Annotated in this window: 12 protein-coding genes and 1 pseudogene; 8 read left to right on the top strand and 5 right to left on the bottom strand. The window is 64.1% G+C overall.

The window, feature by feature from the left end; all coding sequences use genetic code 11:
• Window positions 1–1,220, bottom strand: a pseudogene (locus tag HCA58_RS22685) (IS3 family transposase); the annotation flags it as partial.
• On the bottom strand, window positions 1,192–1,590 hold the full coding sequence (locus tag HCA58_RS22680) for a recombinase family protein (protein ID WP_346776092.1): 399 nt from the start codon (window positions 1,588–1,590) through the stop codon (window positions 1,192–1,194). The pseudogene HCA58_RS22685 and the gene HCA58_RS22680, both read right to left, overlap by 29 nt.
• 82 nt (window positions 1,591–1,672) lie before the next feature.
• Here HCA58_RS22680 and HCA58_RS22675 point away from each other — a divergent pair, with 82 nt between their 5' ends.
• The 3 genes from HCA58_RS22675 to HCA58_RS22665 are packed head-to-tail and all read left to right on the top strand — an operon-like array spanning window position 1,673 to window position 5,232.
• A complete protein-coding gene (locus tag HCA58_RS22675; RefSeq protein WP_169600046.1) occupies window positions 1,673–2,224 on the top strand; it encodes a PadR family transcriptional regulator in 552 nt (183 codons plus the stop codon).
• Window positions 2,221–2,949 carry an ABC transporter ATP-binding protein gene (locus HCA58_RS22670; protein WP_346776091.1) on the top strand — a complete coding sequence of 243 codons (729 nt, stop codon included), beginning with the start codon at window positions 2,221–2,223 and terminating at the stop codon, window positions 2,947–2,949. Before HCA58_RS22675 ends, HCA58_RS22670 begins: the two co-directional genes overlap by 4 nt.
• 3 nt (window positions 2,950–2,952) lie before the next feature.
• Window positions 2,953–5,232 (top strand): FtsX-like permease family protein, encoded by a 2,280-nt coding sequence (locus HCA58_RS22665; protein ID WP_169600044.1) that lies wholly within the window; start codon window positions 2,953–2,955, stop codon window positions 5,230–5,232.
• A gap of 84 nt (window positions 5,233–5,316) precedes the next feature.
• Here the strand turns inward: HCA58_RS22665 and HCA58_RS22660 are convergent, their stop codons facing one another.
• Complete coding sequence (locus tag HCA58_RS22660; RefSeq protein ID WP_169600042.1) at window positions 5,317–5,649, bottom strand: hypothetical protein; 333 nt, start codon at window positions 5,647–5,649, stop codon at window positions 5,317–5,319.
• Between the two features lie 905 nt (window positions 5,650–6,554).
• Between HCA58_RS22660 and HCA58_RS22655 the strand changes: the two genes are divergently transcribed.
• From HCA58_RS22655 to HCA58_RS22640, 4 genes are all read left to right on the top strand, one after another.
• Window positions 6,555–7,946, top strand: a complete 1,392-nt coding sequence (locus tag HCA58_RS22655; protein WP_240956594.1) for a hypothetical protein — start codon at window positions 6,555–6,557, stop codon at window positions 7,944–7,946.
• On the top strand, window positions 7,939–8,181 hold the full coding sequence (locus tag HCA58_RS22650) for a hypothetical protein (protein ID WP_169600039.1): 243 nt from the start codon (window positions 7,939–7,941) through the stop codon (window positions 8,179–8,181). Before HCA58_RS22655 ends, HCA58_RS22650 begins: the two co-directional genes overlap by 8 nt.
• Window positions 8,182–8,957: 776 nt before the next feature.
• Complete coding sequence (locus HCA58_RS22645; RefSeq protein WP_240956593.1) at window positions 8,958–10,058, top strand: glycosyltransferase 87 family protein; 1,101 nt, start codon at window positions 8,958–8,960, stop codon at window positions 10,056–10,058.
• A gap of 90 nt (window positions 10,059–10,148) precedes the next feature.
• Entirely contained in the window at window positions 10,149–11,117 is a 969-nt protein-coding gene (locus HCA58_RS22640) for a phosphatase PAP2 family protein (RefSeq protein ID WP_240956595.1), read from the top strand.
• A 297-nt stretch (window positions 11,118–11,414) separates the two neighbouring features.
• On the opposite strand, the gene HCA58_RS22635 is transcribed toward HCA58_RS22640, so the two are convergent.
• Window positions 11,415–12,431, bottom strand: coding sequence for an endonuclease/exonuclease/phosphatase family protein (locus HCA58_RS22635; RefSeq protein ID WP_169600033.1), 1,017 nt, complete (start codon window positions 12,429–12,431; stop codon window positions 11,415–11,417).
• A 977-nt stretch (window positions 12,432–13,408) separates the two neighbouring features.
• Between HCA58_RS22635 and HCA58_RS22630 the strand changes: the two genes are divergently transcribed.
• The gene (locus HCA58_RS22630) at window positions 13,409–13,891 is read left to right on the top strand and encodes a hypothetical protein (protein WP_169600031.1); all 483 of its coding nucleotides are present in this window, start codon (window positions 13,409–13,411) and stop codon (window positions 13,889–13,891) included.
• 15 nt (window positions 13,892–13,906) lie between these two features.
• Here the strand turns inward: HCA58_RS22630 and HCA58_RS22625 are convergent, their stop codons facing one another.
• Window positions 13,907–14,782 (bottom strand): hypothetical protein, encoded by an 876-nt coding sequence (locus HCA58_RS22625; protein WP_169600029.1) that lies wholly within the window; start codon window positions 14,780–14,782, stop codon window positions 13,907–13,909.
• Window positions 14,783–15,069: the final 287 nt, after the last annotated feature.

Raw genomic sequence — 15,069 nt, 5'->3', positions numbered from 1 at the left:
GGGGTGCGGTGACCGGGTGGGTCATCGCGTGTAGGGCTTCGTGTTCGGCGGGCGGGATGTGTCCGAGTTCGCCGTGTAGGCGGCAGTTGTTGTACCAGTCGATGTATTCGACGGTGGCCATCTCCAGGTCGTCGAGCCCGCGCCACGGGCCTCGGTTGCGGACGAGTTCAGCCTTGTAGAGCGAGTTGAACGCCTCGGCCATCGCGTTGTCGTAGGAGTCGCCCTTGGAGCCGACCGAGGCCACGGCGCCGGCCTCGGCGAGCCGCTGGCTGTAGCGAATCGCTCGGTACTGCACGCCCCTGTCCGAGTGATGGACAAGTTTACGCAGGTCAGCAACTGATGATCGCGCCGCCATATCGCCATCTTCAGCGCGTCCAACGCGAGGTCGGTGTAGAGCGACGTGGATACCTGCCAGCCGACGATCATGCGGGAGTACACGTCGAGGACGAACGCGGCGTACACCCAGCCCACGGCGGTGCGTACGTAGGTCAGGTCGGCGACCCACAGCTGATTCGGCCGTACTGCGGTGAAGTCTCGTTTGACCAGGTCAGCGGGGCGTCCGGTCTCGGCCGCCGGGCGGGTCGTGCGTGGCGACTTGTCACGCAGCAGCCCGCGCAGCCCGCAGGCGCGCATCAGCCGCTCGACGGTGCACCGGGCCGCCTTGACGTCCTGGCGGTGCAGCTCGTGCCAGATCTTGCGGGCCCCATAAACACCGTAGTTGGCCGCGTGGACCTGCTCGATCACCGCGGTCAGCTCCTCATCACGCCGCGACCGGGCGCTGGCCGGGCGGGTCTTGGCGGCGTAGTAGGTCGACGGTGCGATCGCCGCGGGCGTGTCGTGCAGCGCCCGCAGGACCGGCTGGACACCGTGTTCGGCCTTCTGGGAGTCGACGAAGTCGACCTTCAACGCGACGGACGGTCCAGCTCCGCCGCGAAGAAACTCGCCGCGGACTTCAAGATCTGGTTCGCCCGACGTAGCTCACGATTCTCTCGTTCCAACGCGGCGAGGCGTTCCGCGTCGCCGCTGGTGGTGCCCGGACGCTGCCCGGCATCGGTCTCGGCCTGCTTCACCCACGTGCGTAACGCCTCTGGGTGGACTCCGAGCTGATCGGCGATCCGCCGGATCGCGCCGACCGCGCTGACCGGATCCCGACGAGCCTCAAGGACCAACCGGGTCGCACGCTCACGCAACTCATCGGAGTACTTCTTCGGTGCCGGCATCGCTGACGTTCCTCCCAGGTTTCGATGTCTCCATCAAACCCGGTGCGGAACACATCGTGCGGTTCGGCTCGGCGAGCAACTGCAGGGCGTACGCGACCTTCTCCGGGGTCATCGCCGGCGGCCGGCCGAGGCGTTGCCCGCGGGCGCGAGCGGCGGCCAGGCCCTCGTTGGTGTTGGCCACGATGATGGTGCGCAGGAACTCGGCGAGCGCGGCGAAGACGTGGAAGACGAACATCCCTCCTGCGGTGGTGGTGTCGAGCTTCTCGTGCAGGGACTGAAAACCGACGCCGTGGCGCTTGAGTCGGCCGACGATGCCGATCAGGTCTTCCAGCGAGCGGCCGAGCCGGTCGAGCGAGACGACGGTGAGCACGTCGCCGCCACCCCTGCCGGGACTGGGGCCGGAACTTCACTAGTATCTCGGTTACTATCAAAGTTGCTAGAGAGGAGGCGGGGTGAGCGTTCGACTTGCGTTGTTGGGGTTGCTGGGTAGGCAGACTTCCCACGGGTATCGATTGAAGCACCGGTACGACGCTCTGATGGATCCAAGTGGTGTGGTGGCGCCAGCACAAATCTATGCGACCTTGGTTCGGTTGGAGCGGGATGGGTTGGTCCGTCAGGCCGGCATGGATCAGGAAAGCGGTCCGGCTCGCCGTCTATATGAGCTGACGCCGCTGGGGCACGCTGAGGTGGACCGGTGGTTGACGAGGCCGGTTGAGCCCGCGCCGCATCTGCAGGCCCTGCTCTACACCAAGGTCGTTCTGCTGATTCTGGCGGGTCGTCGGATCGAGCCGTTTATCGATATGCAGCGTGAGACGCATCTGGCCCGGATGCGGGAGCTGACGGGGCTGCGCCTTAGTCGCGACGTGGCGACCTCGGTGTTGGCTGAGTACGCCCTGTATCACCTTGAAGCGGATATGCGCTGGCTGGAGGCGGTGGCCTCACAGGTAGAGAGACTTACCAAGGGTGTTGCTGGTGATGATGAGCGTGGAGGAAGGACGTCGTGACCGGTTACGAAGCCCTTGAGGGCGTTATCGACAACGTGGAGGTGCCCCTACTGCAGGCTCGGGGAGTTCGCAAGGCTTTTGGTCCCACTTGTGCGCTGCGGCAGGCTGATGTGACTGTCAGCGCTGGGGAGATCGTGGCGGTGATGGGGCCGAGTGGCTCGGGAAAGTCGACGCTCCTGCACTGTTTGGCAGGGATTCTCGCGCCTGATGAGGGAGAGGTGGTCTTCAGCGGCCGACGCGTTGATCGACTCAACGAAGAGCAGCGCGCCGCGTTACGCCGTACAGACTTCGGCTTCGTCTTTCAGTTTGGGCAATTGCTCGGCGAACTCAGTGTGGTTGAGAACGTCGCTCTACCCCTGTTACTTAATGGGGTAAGGCGAGGAAAGGCGATGGCGATAGCCCGGGAGTGGCTTGAGATGTTCGATCTAGCAGATCTGGCCCTGCGTCGGCCGCATGAGGTGTCAGGCGGTCAGGCTCAACGGGTGGCGATCGCTCGGGCGATGGCCACCTCTCCGAAGATCATCTTCGCTGATGAGCCTACCGGCTCGTTGGATTCCGCCGCCGGAGTCACTGTCCTTGACAGTTTCACGGCGGTGGCACGCTCCCGTGGCGTGGCGATCGTGCTGGTCACGCACGAGTCGCGAGTCGCAGCCTACGCGTCGCGAATGATCGTGGTCCGGGATGGCGTGGTAACTGCTCCCGCTGCTGCGGAATGGTCGAGGTGAATAATGTTCCGCCTTGCGCTTAGGTTGGGCCTGTCGGGTCCTGCGGCGTATGCCGTCCAAGCGATCACGACTATGGCGGTAGGCATCGGTAGCGCTCTGCTGCTGTTCGCCCTGTCTATTGCTCCGGCGACGCAGGCTCGCGCAGACCGCACGAGCTGGATGTCCCAAGAACTCGTCACAGGTTCGGTGCCGTTCGGGCAGGACCCCGCGACAACGACAGTGAGCACTAGCACCGACTACTACGGCGACTCAACCATTGACGTGGTAGCACTCGCCGGGGGATCGGCTGCCTCGCCCGTACCACCTGGAATTCCTCAACTCCCCGAGGACGGTGAGGTGTACGTCTCGCCCGCCCTACAACGGATGCTTGCCGAGCGGCCGGCGTTGGCGCAGCGGTACGGGCGTATGGTCGGCACCGTCGGTGCCGAGGCGCTGGCAGGACCCGACCATCTGTTGGCGATCCGGGGTATAAGTCCGCAGACGGCAGCAGTGACGGGAACAACCGTGACCAAGTTCCCCAAAAACACCGCTGTAGCAGAGTTGGACGGGATCCTTCGGCTGCTGTTGTTGATCGCGGGTGTTGCCTTGCTGGCGCCAATCGCCTTGTTCGTCGCCATGGCAACTCGCCTGACCGCAGCCAGTCGCGACGAGCGGTTGGCTCGTCTACGTCTAGCGGGCGCGAGCCCGCGGATGGTACGACGCATGGCCGGTATCGAATCGTTGATACCGGGCCTTGGAGGAATCGTCCTTGGTCTGCTGCTCTTCGCGGGACTTCGCCCTGTTGTAGCCGGCTTGGCCTACGACGGGCAGCGGTGGTTCATTGACGACCTGTGGCCGACCTCGCTAGGCATCATCGCTTTGGTCGTCGCAGTCCCGGCGGTATCCGTGCTCGCATCACAACTGACTCTGCGTGCGGTGTCCCACGTGCCCCTGTTCTCCAGCGCACGTGCTGTCGGCAGGCCTGTTCGCCTGTGGCGCGTCGTTCCACTACTCCTGGCTACGCCCATTCTGCTCTGGACGCTGCATGAAGCAGCCGTGACCGGGGGGCGTTGGGTCATGCTGTCGTTCACTGTCCTGCTCGCCAGCCTGGTGTTGGCAGGTCCGTGGATTACCCAGCAGATCGGCGCAGCCCTCGCTGTTCGTGGAGGACCAGTTGCTCTGCTCGCCGGGCGCCGACTCACGGCGGACCCACGATCCGGTTTTCGAGCGCTCGGCGGAGTCATCCTTGCCGTGTTGATCTCTACATTGTTCGTCGCCTCAACTCCCAGTGCCGTGGCGACTCTGCAGAGCACCAAGGTAGTTGGTCAACGTGAGGACACCGCTCAAGCAATCATCCCCTCGATTGCAGTCGAAGGAAGCCGCGCTGTACTGGACGAGGTTCGCCGCATTGAGGGAATCGAGTCAGCTGTGCTGGTCTACACGGGGCTCATGTCAACACCTGGCGGACAGCCAGCAAACGTGTGGATCGGCGACTGCGGCGAGATAGTATCCGCAGCGCGCCTCAACGCTTCCTGCAGCCAGGCACCAGTGATCGTGGCAGACAACGTTGCCTCGGCGGTAGTGGCTCAACGACCTCCTGAGCTGTACAACCTCACTCCTCGACAGGTCAGACCGAGGGATGCGATCACAAATCCGCAGGACGTCACCGCTGCAAAGCTGCCGATCTCGGACACCGCAACAATGCCTCCGGAAGCCGGGATCGACATGCCTCAGGTTCTTGTCGACAGCCGCGTCATGACGAACCTGACATCGCAGCTTCGGCCGTCGCTGCTTTTGTTCTCCTACAACAAGCCAGCAGCCCTGGAGCAAGCCCGCACCGCTATTGTGCGAGAGGTTCCGGCTAGCACCGTCACCACCCGCCAGACCTCCTTCGACGGCTACAACGAAAACGTGCGCCGCTTCTACTGGTTGCTAACCACCGGCACCATGATCGTCTTCGTGGTGTCCTCACTGGGCATGATCATCGCCATGCTCGTGGGTCTGCTGGAGCGGAGACTGTCCCTGTCGTTGTTACGTGCGACCGGCACCACCGTAACCACCCTCCGGAGGGCAGTCTTCGTTGAAGCGATGTTGCCCTTTGTCACGCTGTCTCTACTGGCTGCCGTCGCCGGCGCCGTAGTTGGAACTGTCATCGCCAACTCCCGCGGGCAGACAACATCTATTCCATGGATCGGTTTGCTATTGCCTGTCACAAGCGGCATGCTCGTGTCAGCAGTAATCATCGGACTTTCAGCGCGGATAGTAGGCAGGATCACCGAAAGCAGTAGAACCCGCTTCGAGTAAGTCGCTTCACGCACCACGTCGTAGGAGCGGTCTCGCGCTATCGCGAGACCGCTCCTACGGATGTCATCCGAGGGAACTAATGCCTCAGACCTCCCAGAGGTAGATGTAAGCGTCGGTGCCGTTTCGGGTGGGCAACGTGAATGACTTCTTCGTTCCCTTCGGACACGCCGTCGGGCTGTAATCGGTGCCGGTGTAGACGTTGTAAGACGCGTACACCTGCGCGCACTGCCCGTCGGAGTCAGTATCCGTCACGTCACCGTTGACGTAGATCGTGGTCGAATTCGGGCGGCACTCGCGCACAGTCGCGGTAGCGCCGGACGTGGTGATGGTGAAGTAGGGACCGCACTGGCCAGGCGCTGGCGGGGGAGGAACGGCCAAAGGCGCCGACACCTCGACCTGCTTGTTGTTCGCCTCCAACGGGGCGGCGCTGGCGGGTCCAGCCACACCGAGTACACCGACGGCGACAATCCCAGCACTAGCCAACACTGCCTTAAGCCTCACGAGCGCTCCAATCTGAGCTTCAACGGATGACGAAACCCTAACACGATCAAATCATCTATGTCGATGGAAGATTTAGCGATTTCGTTGCAATAACTGCCACTGATTGACATCAAAGCGCAGGCATGAATCAGCCAGCAGAATCAACGGCATGCGCAGCGCGCTGCGAACAAGCGGGGCACCTCTACGTCTCCTCGGGCTGACGCAGCAACAAGCGCGAAACCCCACTTCTTGCCAAGGCGTCCTGATTTCCCCGCCGTTGGTGCACGCCGTCAACGAGGTGGCGGGGCCGGGAACCATGCCGGCCGCGGCGCTGCACAACCTGTCTCCGGCGGAGCCGCTCGCGGTTCTCGACGCCGTCCGCGATTACCTGCCGGGACGGTCGACGATCACCGGCACCTACGAGGCGCGTCTGCTGGTGGCCGAACACCCGGCCGAGGGCGGGTGGTACGTCGCCAGCCTCGACGGACGCCCGCTCGGCGAGCGCGACTGGCCCGAGTGGACCCGGCACCGGTTGACGCTGCGTGACCCGGAGAGCTGGCACTCGTCGGCGGAACTGGCGGACTCGGGCGTTCGGCGTCTTTTCAAGCCCGAGATCCTTCTCGTGGCGCTTTACCACCCGGAGAACTTTCCGCTGCCGCGCTTTCCGTTGGCGATCTCCGACGTGGCGCGGGCAGCGCGGTCGACGCTCTCCGGCCGGGTCCGCATGATGGACATGCAACTGGGCGTATCGATGGACGATGTCATCGCCGCGACCAGGCAGGCACCCGACATCGTGGGGATCTCCGCGACGTTCGGTCAGCACGATCTCATGGTGGAACTGCTTGACGAGATCTACCGACGGCCGTCTCCGCCCCCTGGTGCTGACCGGCGGCAGCCTCACCGTCCGCAACGAACAGCTCCTCCTCGCCCAGTACCCAGGGCTGCTGGTGGCCCGGGGCGCGGGCGAGCCGACCGTGGTCGACGTTATCGCGCACTTCCACGGCGACCTCGACCTGGCGGATGTTCGTGGGATCGGCTACAACGGCGCGGCCCGCGGCGGGGGGATGACGATCCGCCGCGCGCCCCGGCGGACCGCGACGGTGGCCAACCGTGCGCAGACCGACATCCTCCCGGAGCTGGACCTGCTCGACCGGACCTTCCGGCACCGCGGCGTCGCCCAACTCGAGACCAGTCGCGGCTGCACGAACTACTGCTCCTTCTGCCCACGCGGGCACAAGGGCATTTGGTCCGGCGCCGCCCCAGAGGGCCTGCCCTGGATGCTCGCCGCCATGAGCGAGGTGTTCGAACGCCACCCGCACCTGTCCCGGACGCTCTACCTGGTCGACGAGGAGTTCATCGGCCGGGGCGACGACGCGGCGCAGCGGGCTCTGGTGATCTCGCGGACCATGCACGACGCTGGCTTCCGGTGGGAGTCGTCGTGCCGAATCGACCAGGTGGTGGACCCGCAGCGTGATCGCGCCTGGCACCTGGAACGCGGGTACATGTGGCGGGAGCTCGTGGCGACCGGCCTGCGCCGGATGCTGTTCGGCGTGGAGTCGGGCGTGACCTCCATCCTCGAACGGTTCAACAAGGAGACGACCGGCGAGCAGAACGCCCTGGCGATCCGGACCTTGTCCGCGCTGGGAGTGCCGACCCGGTTCACCTACATCACCTTCGACCACCTGATGACGCTGGAGGAGCTGCGCGCGACGCACGATTTCCAGGCCCGCACCGACCTGCTGCTGCGACCTCTACACCACCTCAGCGTCGAGGAGATCGTCGACGGCGTCACCGATCCCAGGTTCGTCAGCGAGCACTCCCTCGTGATCGGCGCGGGCAAGCTGAAACTGATCCTGCCACTGCGCAAGGGCAACGCCCTCGGCCTGGAGGCCAACGAATTCATCAGCCTCGACGAGGCCGGGCGGACGTTCGACCGGCTCATGGAGGCACGCTCGACGCACGACTGGCGGCCGGCGCTGCGCATGACGTCCTGGACCCCGGAAACCGAGGGACACATGATCCTCGTGGAGGTGACCGGCAAGGCCAGCGCCTGGCCGGTGTACGAAGCCCCGGACCTGCTGGAACCCCTCGGCAACGTCCTCACCGAGCCGGTGACGGAAATCTGGAAACGCTACCGCTTCAAGCGCAACCACTTCGCCAAGTACCTCGGACAAAGCATCCGCACCGCCGCCAACGCCGGCACACCCGCCTCGGATGGGCACGCCCGTGCGTGAGTTCACGAACCTGCAATGGCCACAAACGCCGTTCGGTGCCGAGCAGCGGCCCTTCGGCCGGCACTGGGACATGCTCACCGCCTGCACCCTCGAATGGTCCGGACGACCCGACGACGGCGGGTTGCCGGTCGCCTCGGCGGCGGTGTACCTGCGGGTCCGCAAACACGGCACCGCCCAGCACATCGCCCACGACACTCTGTCCATCGGGTTCCGCACCGCCGTCATCGATCGATGACCGCCCTGCACCGCGACTGGCTCGAACGCGGCGACACCGAAGCACGCGAACGCATCACCGTGCTCAACCTGCGACAACAGCCTCTCCGCGGCCTACGTCGCGCTCCGCGCTGCCGGACACGTCACCTGGCGAACGCCGTTGAACGTCAACGCCAACCTCGCCGCACAGTGGACAGGCCGCCTCGCCTGGCTCGACCACCCCACCTTCCGGGCACTACTCCCACCACAGCGGGCAGCGCGATGACCGTACGGACCTGCGTGCTCGTGGGCATCGAGGGCACCCCACGCATCCGGCAAAAACACCCTCGTCCATGCACTGACCGCCCACTGGACGATGTCCACGGCGGGCACTCCGCAGCACCTGCTCGCGATGTTCGACCAATCGGGCCGAGGCAAAACGACGCCGCCCCTGCCATACAACCGGTCCCGCGCTGGTGATCTACCAGACCGCAGCCAAATCGAGCCGGGGCATGTCCCAGACCACTCCGCCTGAACTGGCGGAGTCCATCATGGGCATTGTCGGACCAGCAGCTTCCAAGCCGGTACCTGCCCAAATCGCACGCATTGGCATACAATCGTCAGCGCTCTGAACAGCCGTCTGAGCGTCGCGTGCCGGTGTGTGAGGTGACGGGGAGGAATCGAGTGCGGACGGGGATCAGGGCGCGGTTGCTGCCGACAGGGCGACTCGGCCCGATCTGTCTCGGGCTGTGGATACTGGCAGTGACTATCGGAGGGGTGCAATCATGGGCCGCGTTGACCCGACCGGATGGCGACCGATTGACAGACCTACAGGTCTACGTCAGCTCGGTGGGTTTCCTGTTGGACGGTCGTAGCCTTTACGACTTCGCCGCAGCCGACGGCGCCCCTTTCACGTACCCACCCTTCGCCGGTCTGGTGTTCACTCCGCTGGCTCTCGTCCCGGCGGATGCGCTGCGGCTGGCCTGGACTGTCGCCACACTGGTGCTCGTGGTGCTGCTCGCCGCGCTGTCCACCCGGGCCGACCTGGCTCGCCCGATACCGTCGGCGATTACCGTACCGATGGTCGCGTGTCTGCTCTTTGCCTGTGCCCCGGTCTCCAGCAACATCCGGTTTGGGCAGATCAGTCTGCTGCTTGTTGTTCTGGTGCTAATTGACTGTCTGGGACTACTGCCACACCGCTACCGGGGTATCGCGACCGGAGTGGCAGCAGCGGTCAAGCTGACTCCGCTGGTGTTCGTTGCTTACTGGTGGTTCTCAGGCCAGCGACGGACCGCAGTAAACGCCACGGCGGCCTTTGCTGTGTCTACCGCACTCGCTTGGATAGTGCTGCCGGACGAGTCGGCCCGGTATTGGTTCAACGAGATCTGGGACGTGAACCGGGTGGGCGACATCAAGGGAGGGGGTAACCAGTCGTTGAGCGGCGCGTTGATGCGGTGGGAACTGCCGGACGGCGCCCGTACCATCGTGGCCGGCGCTGTTGGTGCCACCATAGTGCTGCTCGGTTTGGTCCGTGCCGTACGTGCGAACCGGCACGGCGAGCCGTTAGCCGCAGCTGTTATCGTGGGTGCCGGCGGCCTGGTCTTCTCGCCGGTCTCCTGGACTCACCACCAAGTCTGGCTTGTGCTCGCTGGTCTACTTGCGGTCAGTGCCCACCGCTGGGTGAATTTGGTCTGGTTCGTGCTGGTCACGGCGTTGATGGTGCTGCCGGTAACCTCGGTCGGGGCGGGTCTTCCCGGTGGGGCCGTCGCCGGCAACACCCGACTTTTCCTTGCGATTGCGGTAGCTTGCTTTGTGCCTTTCGTCGCGGTCCGGAACAGCAAACCCGGTGGCTGCGTTGTGGCCGGGGACAACGCAGACGACCGACATCAACTCAGACTCAAAGAGGCCCCACTATCCTAGGCCGTTATGACCAATCCGCCCCCTGAGTTGATCAACAAACCTGAGGTGCCGCCGCAGAATCGAGCATTGCGTGGCCGGAGGGCCCGCGCCATGGCTACCTGGACGGCCGCGTTCGTCGCCGGCTGGATGATCATCGGCTTGCCGACCGATCCCCTGTACGCCTTCTTCTGGCTTTGGGCGCTCACTGTGGCTTGGCGTCCGCACCTGCCTTGGCGGACACACCTCGGCTTCGCCCGAGACTGGCTACCGGTCGTTGTACTACTCGCCGTCTACAACTTTTCCCGCGGCTTCGCCTACGACGAGAACACCCGCCCGCACGTCACTGAACTCATCAACGCCGACCTGTGGATGTTCGGCTGGCTCATCGGTGACCAGGTACCGACGGTCTGGCTTCAGGAGCAGCTCTACCGCCCCGATAATATTCTCTGGTATGATGTACTGGTCAGCTGGGTCTACTTCTCTCACTTCTTTGCCTCTCTCGGCGCGGCGGTGATTCTGTGGCTGACGTCCCGGCCGCGCTGGGTGGCGTTCATGCGCCGCTGGTTCTTGCTCTGCGCGGCCGGACTGGCCACCTACTTTCTTTACCCGGCGGCACCGCCGTGGTGGGCGGCCGAGTACGGCTATCTCGCCGACGAGGTGACCCGGATTTCCACTCGGGGTTGGCACGCGTTCGGTCTGCATGGCGCAGGCAACCTACTCAACCTAGGGCAGTATGCCGCTAATCCGGTCGCCGCAATCCCTTCGCTACATACCGCGTTTGCCCTTTTCGTCGTCCTGTTCTTCTTGCCCTCGATACGCCGACGCTGGTGGCCGCTGGTGCTGGTGTACCCGCTGGCCATGACGTTTGCCCTAGTCTATTCAGGAGAGCACTACATCATTGATGTGCTGATCGGCTGGGCTTACGTGATCTGTGTCTTCCTTATCGTCGCAGTCGGCGAACGCTGGTGGGCAGCCCGACGCGTCCGAACCCGAGGTGTGCAAGACACAGTCAACGGCCGACCAGCGAAAGCGGCCGATCCCGACAGTGCCGCACCGGTCGCCGATCGGGCATCCCGCTGATACAGCTATTTACCCTCGCGGTGGACTGGGTGCGGTCAGCAAGGGTGCCCGCCAAAGTTTGCGCTAATGGGGTGGCGTCCATAGTGCTGGCGATTATGTCTCAGCTAGTTTAGTGACTGCGGCTAATGGCCACCGGAGGTACCGCAAAGGACATGGTGGCGAAGTGCAACTTCGCCACCATGTCCTTTGATGCTCGCCAGGTGGGCGGACGACGCCCCAGCCGACTACTCAACTGTTAGGCGCTCGTTAACGCGGTGAATGTGAGATTGGTTGTGTGCCCACCGTGCCCACCGTCACCTACAGGGCATTCAGCCGAACCAGCCACCCGTCCTTGTCGGTGTGGGTAAGGCCGAACTTCTGAGTGCTGATGAATGCATGATCGTTCGAGAATATTGTATGTTGAACGCCACCGTCGCCCTTGCGGGTGTAACCTGAAGGGACGCAGTTTTGGACGTTCTCGGGGTCGGAAGTGTCGTACTCCAGGTTGAGGTCGCCGCTTACGATGGTGCGGCCCGAGAAGCCCTCCTGGGACAGGATATAGGGCACGGCGTTTGACATTAGGGTTTGACATTGAGTAAGGGCGATTGGCTCGCTATCCGCCGAAAGATGGGTGGCGCAAGCGAGGTGCAAATCAACCGCGTAGACGCACCCGAAGGTTCGCTTCTCGTTACCGGAGTCCTGCGCATTATAGCGCCCAGAGTACGCGAAGGCGCCTTGATGCTCGCCGGCAGGAATCCGGCCGATCACCGCATTTCCGTACGCGCCGCGGCCGCCAGTGCACTGATAGTCGCTCTGAGTAGATGCGTCGTAGGCCGGAGCAAAAAAGCTGTAGGTCATGTCGTTCGGCCAAGCGTACATAAGAGATTCCCAGAGGTAGCCGTCGACATCTGAGGAGCAGACCTCGTTCAGCGTGACGACGTCAGGGGCGACGTAGTAGATCAGGTCGCCGCCCTCAATGATCGAATCGCCGTACCGGTAGCATGATAATGCCAGGCCGCTGTTGCACAGATTTAGCTGAAGGGACCAGAATTCTCCGGTTATTTTCATGGTCGAGTTTTCGGCGCGAACCGGGATTTCGCCGACCCACCTGTTGTTCCGGTTTTGGCGTTGCGCCGCAGGCTCGCTGGATTTGGCGCCTACTGGCGCTCGGTAAGCGACGGCCGACCGCGTTAGCGCGGAATCCCCAGCGAACAGTTCGTCGTTTGGCGGAGTTGCCTGAGCAGGAACGGCGAGAAATGTGACAAGAAGAACGCCAGCAGCGAATGGAGCGACGAGGAGTCGGCGAAGTCTTGCGTGGACTCTGGGCTTAAGCATTATTCTCCTTCACGACGAATTCGGCTGGAAACGGCTGGCCTTGTGGATGCTAATGCGATTTCCGACCCTGATAATTGGCAGCGGCGGTGAGGGTGCCGAGGCTCGGAGGTATGCGCGAGCCTTGCCATTCGCTGGAAGTGCTCCACTGGCATGCATAATCGGGGTGTTCTGGGGCTGTAACTGACTAGGTATCGGCCCGCCCAGCAGTCCACATTCTTCCGCCAAGCCGATCCGCACTCAACGTGAGGCCTACACTACACATAGACATCGGTAACGTTCAAGACCATCCATGCAAGGAAAGTTTCCCGAGACTGACTGATGGCTCAACGCAGGTGCCCGTCATGCGCGATCTGCCGATACGCAGGAGGCGTAGGGGTCTGTCCTTAGTGGCGGGTTGTCACCCGGCGGGGCCGATGCCGCGCGAGGCTTCACGTGATCAAGCTGAGGATCCCTCGCCTGCCACGTTCCGTATCGATGAGGTCGTGCAGCAGGTGATCAACACTGCTTGTCCATGCTGGGCGATCACGTGGCGGCTGGGTAACCAGTTCACCGAGCAGATGCGTGCTCCCGCCCTGGTGCCTGTCCGACGTTCCGAAATGGCTGAGCAGGATCGAATCACCATGAACACGGCCGACCCCGGGTGCCTCCGGCTGGTGCGTGGTTTCGCCAGTTCACGGCGCGTTTGACGTGACAACACGCTGCGGGGTCCCCGACGCTGGCCGCCGATCCACCATGCAACTGGGTAACGCTCAGTAGGTGAGCTCCTGCCGGCCAGGTGGCTGTGATCGATCTGCCGGGACTTTTCATGGTCAATGTCAAGCCCCGGGTTTGTCCGTTGCCCCGTTCGCTGGTTTCTCGATACGTCCCGGCAGTAGGGGTGTCGGCGACCATCCGCGACACGGTCGGCGCCCGGGTAAGAGGGTGTCAAGCTGTGAGGGTGAAGCGTGCTGCTGCCGGACAGGTTGTCGGAGGTCGTCATGGTTGATGTTGATCGGTGGCGGGCTGCTGAGCAGGGTCGGCGGAGGTTGGCGGAGCGGTTGGCGTGGGAGTTGGCGCATCCTGACCCGGTCGCCCCGCCTGACGCGTTGAGCGACTTCGTTGCGGCGGCTGCGATGCAGGTCCGCTGGGCCTCGGCCATCGACGCCCAGACCGCCTTCGACCATGCGCCGCGCCTCGTCGCCCTCGGCGGTGAGTTTGGTCGTGTCGAGGGGCGTGGCGGCGTGATCGTGTTCGTGCACTGTCTTGAAGGTGGCATGGACGACTGGAGCTTGGTCGTTCCGTACGAGCCGTTCACCGGTCCGGTCCTGGTGTGCGTGGACGACCTGGGGGATCACTGTATGTGGATTTCCGAGGAGGACCCGCAGGCGCGGGAGGCCTTGTCGCGGTTGCGTACCGAGATCGAGTTGGCGTTCACCACCCGCACGACGCTGATCACCAGAGGAAGCCTGCCTCCGGACTGACCGGGTGCGGGGGCGTTACCTCTGTCGGGGAACAGAGCGATCGCCCGTAGTTGGTCGGTGGGGTGTGGGTTCGGTCAGGTGGTGCCGTCCGAGGAGCCTCGCGATGGTGGTGGCGGCGCGTTTGCGTTGTTTTGAGGCGCTGGGTTCGCTGAGGTTCAGCTCGGCGGCGACGGTGCGTAGTGTCTCGCCGTCGAGGTAGGTGCGACGGATCAGGGCGGCTTGTGTGTCGCTGATCGTCTGCCGGCCTGGGTTGGTGTTGGTTTGGGTGAAGAGACGCTCCAGCACGGCGTACTCGGTTTCCTGGCTGGCGTCGTGGACGTGGGCGTCCTGTTCGGGGTTGCTGTGCTCGGAGCGCGGCACGCGGTCGTCGGGTAATGAGTCCAGGTCGTACATGAGCGGTGGGCGCTGTCGTTTGCGTCCGCTGGCGTGGGTGTAGGCGGCGTCGACCAGTCGGGAGAAGACCTGCGGTGTGGTCAGGTCGAGGCGGTGCAGGGCAAACAGAAACTCGATGGCGAAAGTGAAATGCGCCTGCGCCGCCGGACCGGGGGCGAGGTACGCGGTCAGCTTGTTGGCCTGGGCGCGCAGCTTCGGGTAGGCGACGCCGAGCGCGTACAGGTTCCAGTCACCGCGATCGGCGCGGGCCGCCTCGGCGAGGTGGCGCCAGGCCCGGTCCCGAGCGTGTCCGGCGGCGCGCATGACCTGGAGGCGGAAGTCGAGCATGGGTAGCGGGACCGGTGGTGTGTCCGGGTCAATTGCGCTGCTCGGGACGGTCAGTGTGAGCCGTGTTCGGGCCTGAGTCTCGATTTGGCCGAGGACTGTCAGGTCGGCCCGCCTCCGGGCCGGCTGCGCCCCGGCCTGTGGTGGCGTGATCGGCGAGGGCGGGGTGAGCACGGCGTGTCCTGTCAGCGGCGCCGGTTACCGGCACGGCGCGCTGGTCGCATCCCGTTGCCCCCGTTCGTTGCTGCTCACCGCCGGGCGCGAACCCCTGTCGCGTCGGCCGTCGTCACGAGCCTACGCGCGCCGCAGTCGAGATTCTTTTCTCGCGAAACGGAAAGTTCGACCACCCACGCTTCCCCTCTATAGATAGAGGACCGCAGCCGAACTGTCCTGTGGGGTGGGTGACAGCCGGCATCTCACGACACGCCCCGCGCCCCGCTTGGCGCCGACCACAGGGTCTG

Source organism: Micromonospora sp. HNM0581 (assembly GCF_012726175.1).
Classification (GTDB): domain Bacteria; phylum Actinomycetota; class Actinomycetes; order Mycobacteriales; family Micromonosporaceae; genus Micromonospora.
This window is presented reverse-complemented; position numbering and strand designations above follow the sequence as displayed.

What these genes read in the sequence shown, in the direction of transcription:
- HCA58_RS22665 (WP_169600044.1), top strand. Translation starts at nt 2,953, where the DNA reads ATGTTCCGCCTTGCGCTTAGGTTGGGCCTGTCGGGTCCTGCGGCGTAT.
- HCA58_RS22640 (WP_240956595.1), top strand. Translation starts at nt 10,149, where the DNA reads ATGGCTACCTGGACGGCCGCGTTCGTCGCCGGCTGGATGATCATCGGC.
- HCA58_RS22635 (WP_169600033.1), bottom strand. Translation starts at nt 12,431, where the DNA reads ATGCTTAAGCCCAGAGTCCACGCAAGACTTCGCCGACTCCTCGTCGCT.
- HCA58_RS22630 (WP_169600031.1), top strand. Translation starts at nt 13,409, where the DNA reads ATGGTTGATGTTGATCGGTGGCGGGCTGCTGAGCAGGGTCGGCGGAGG.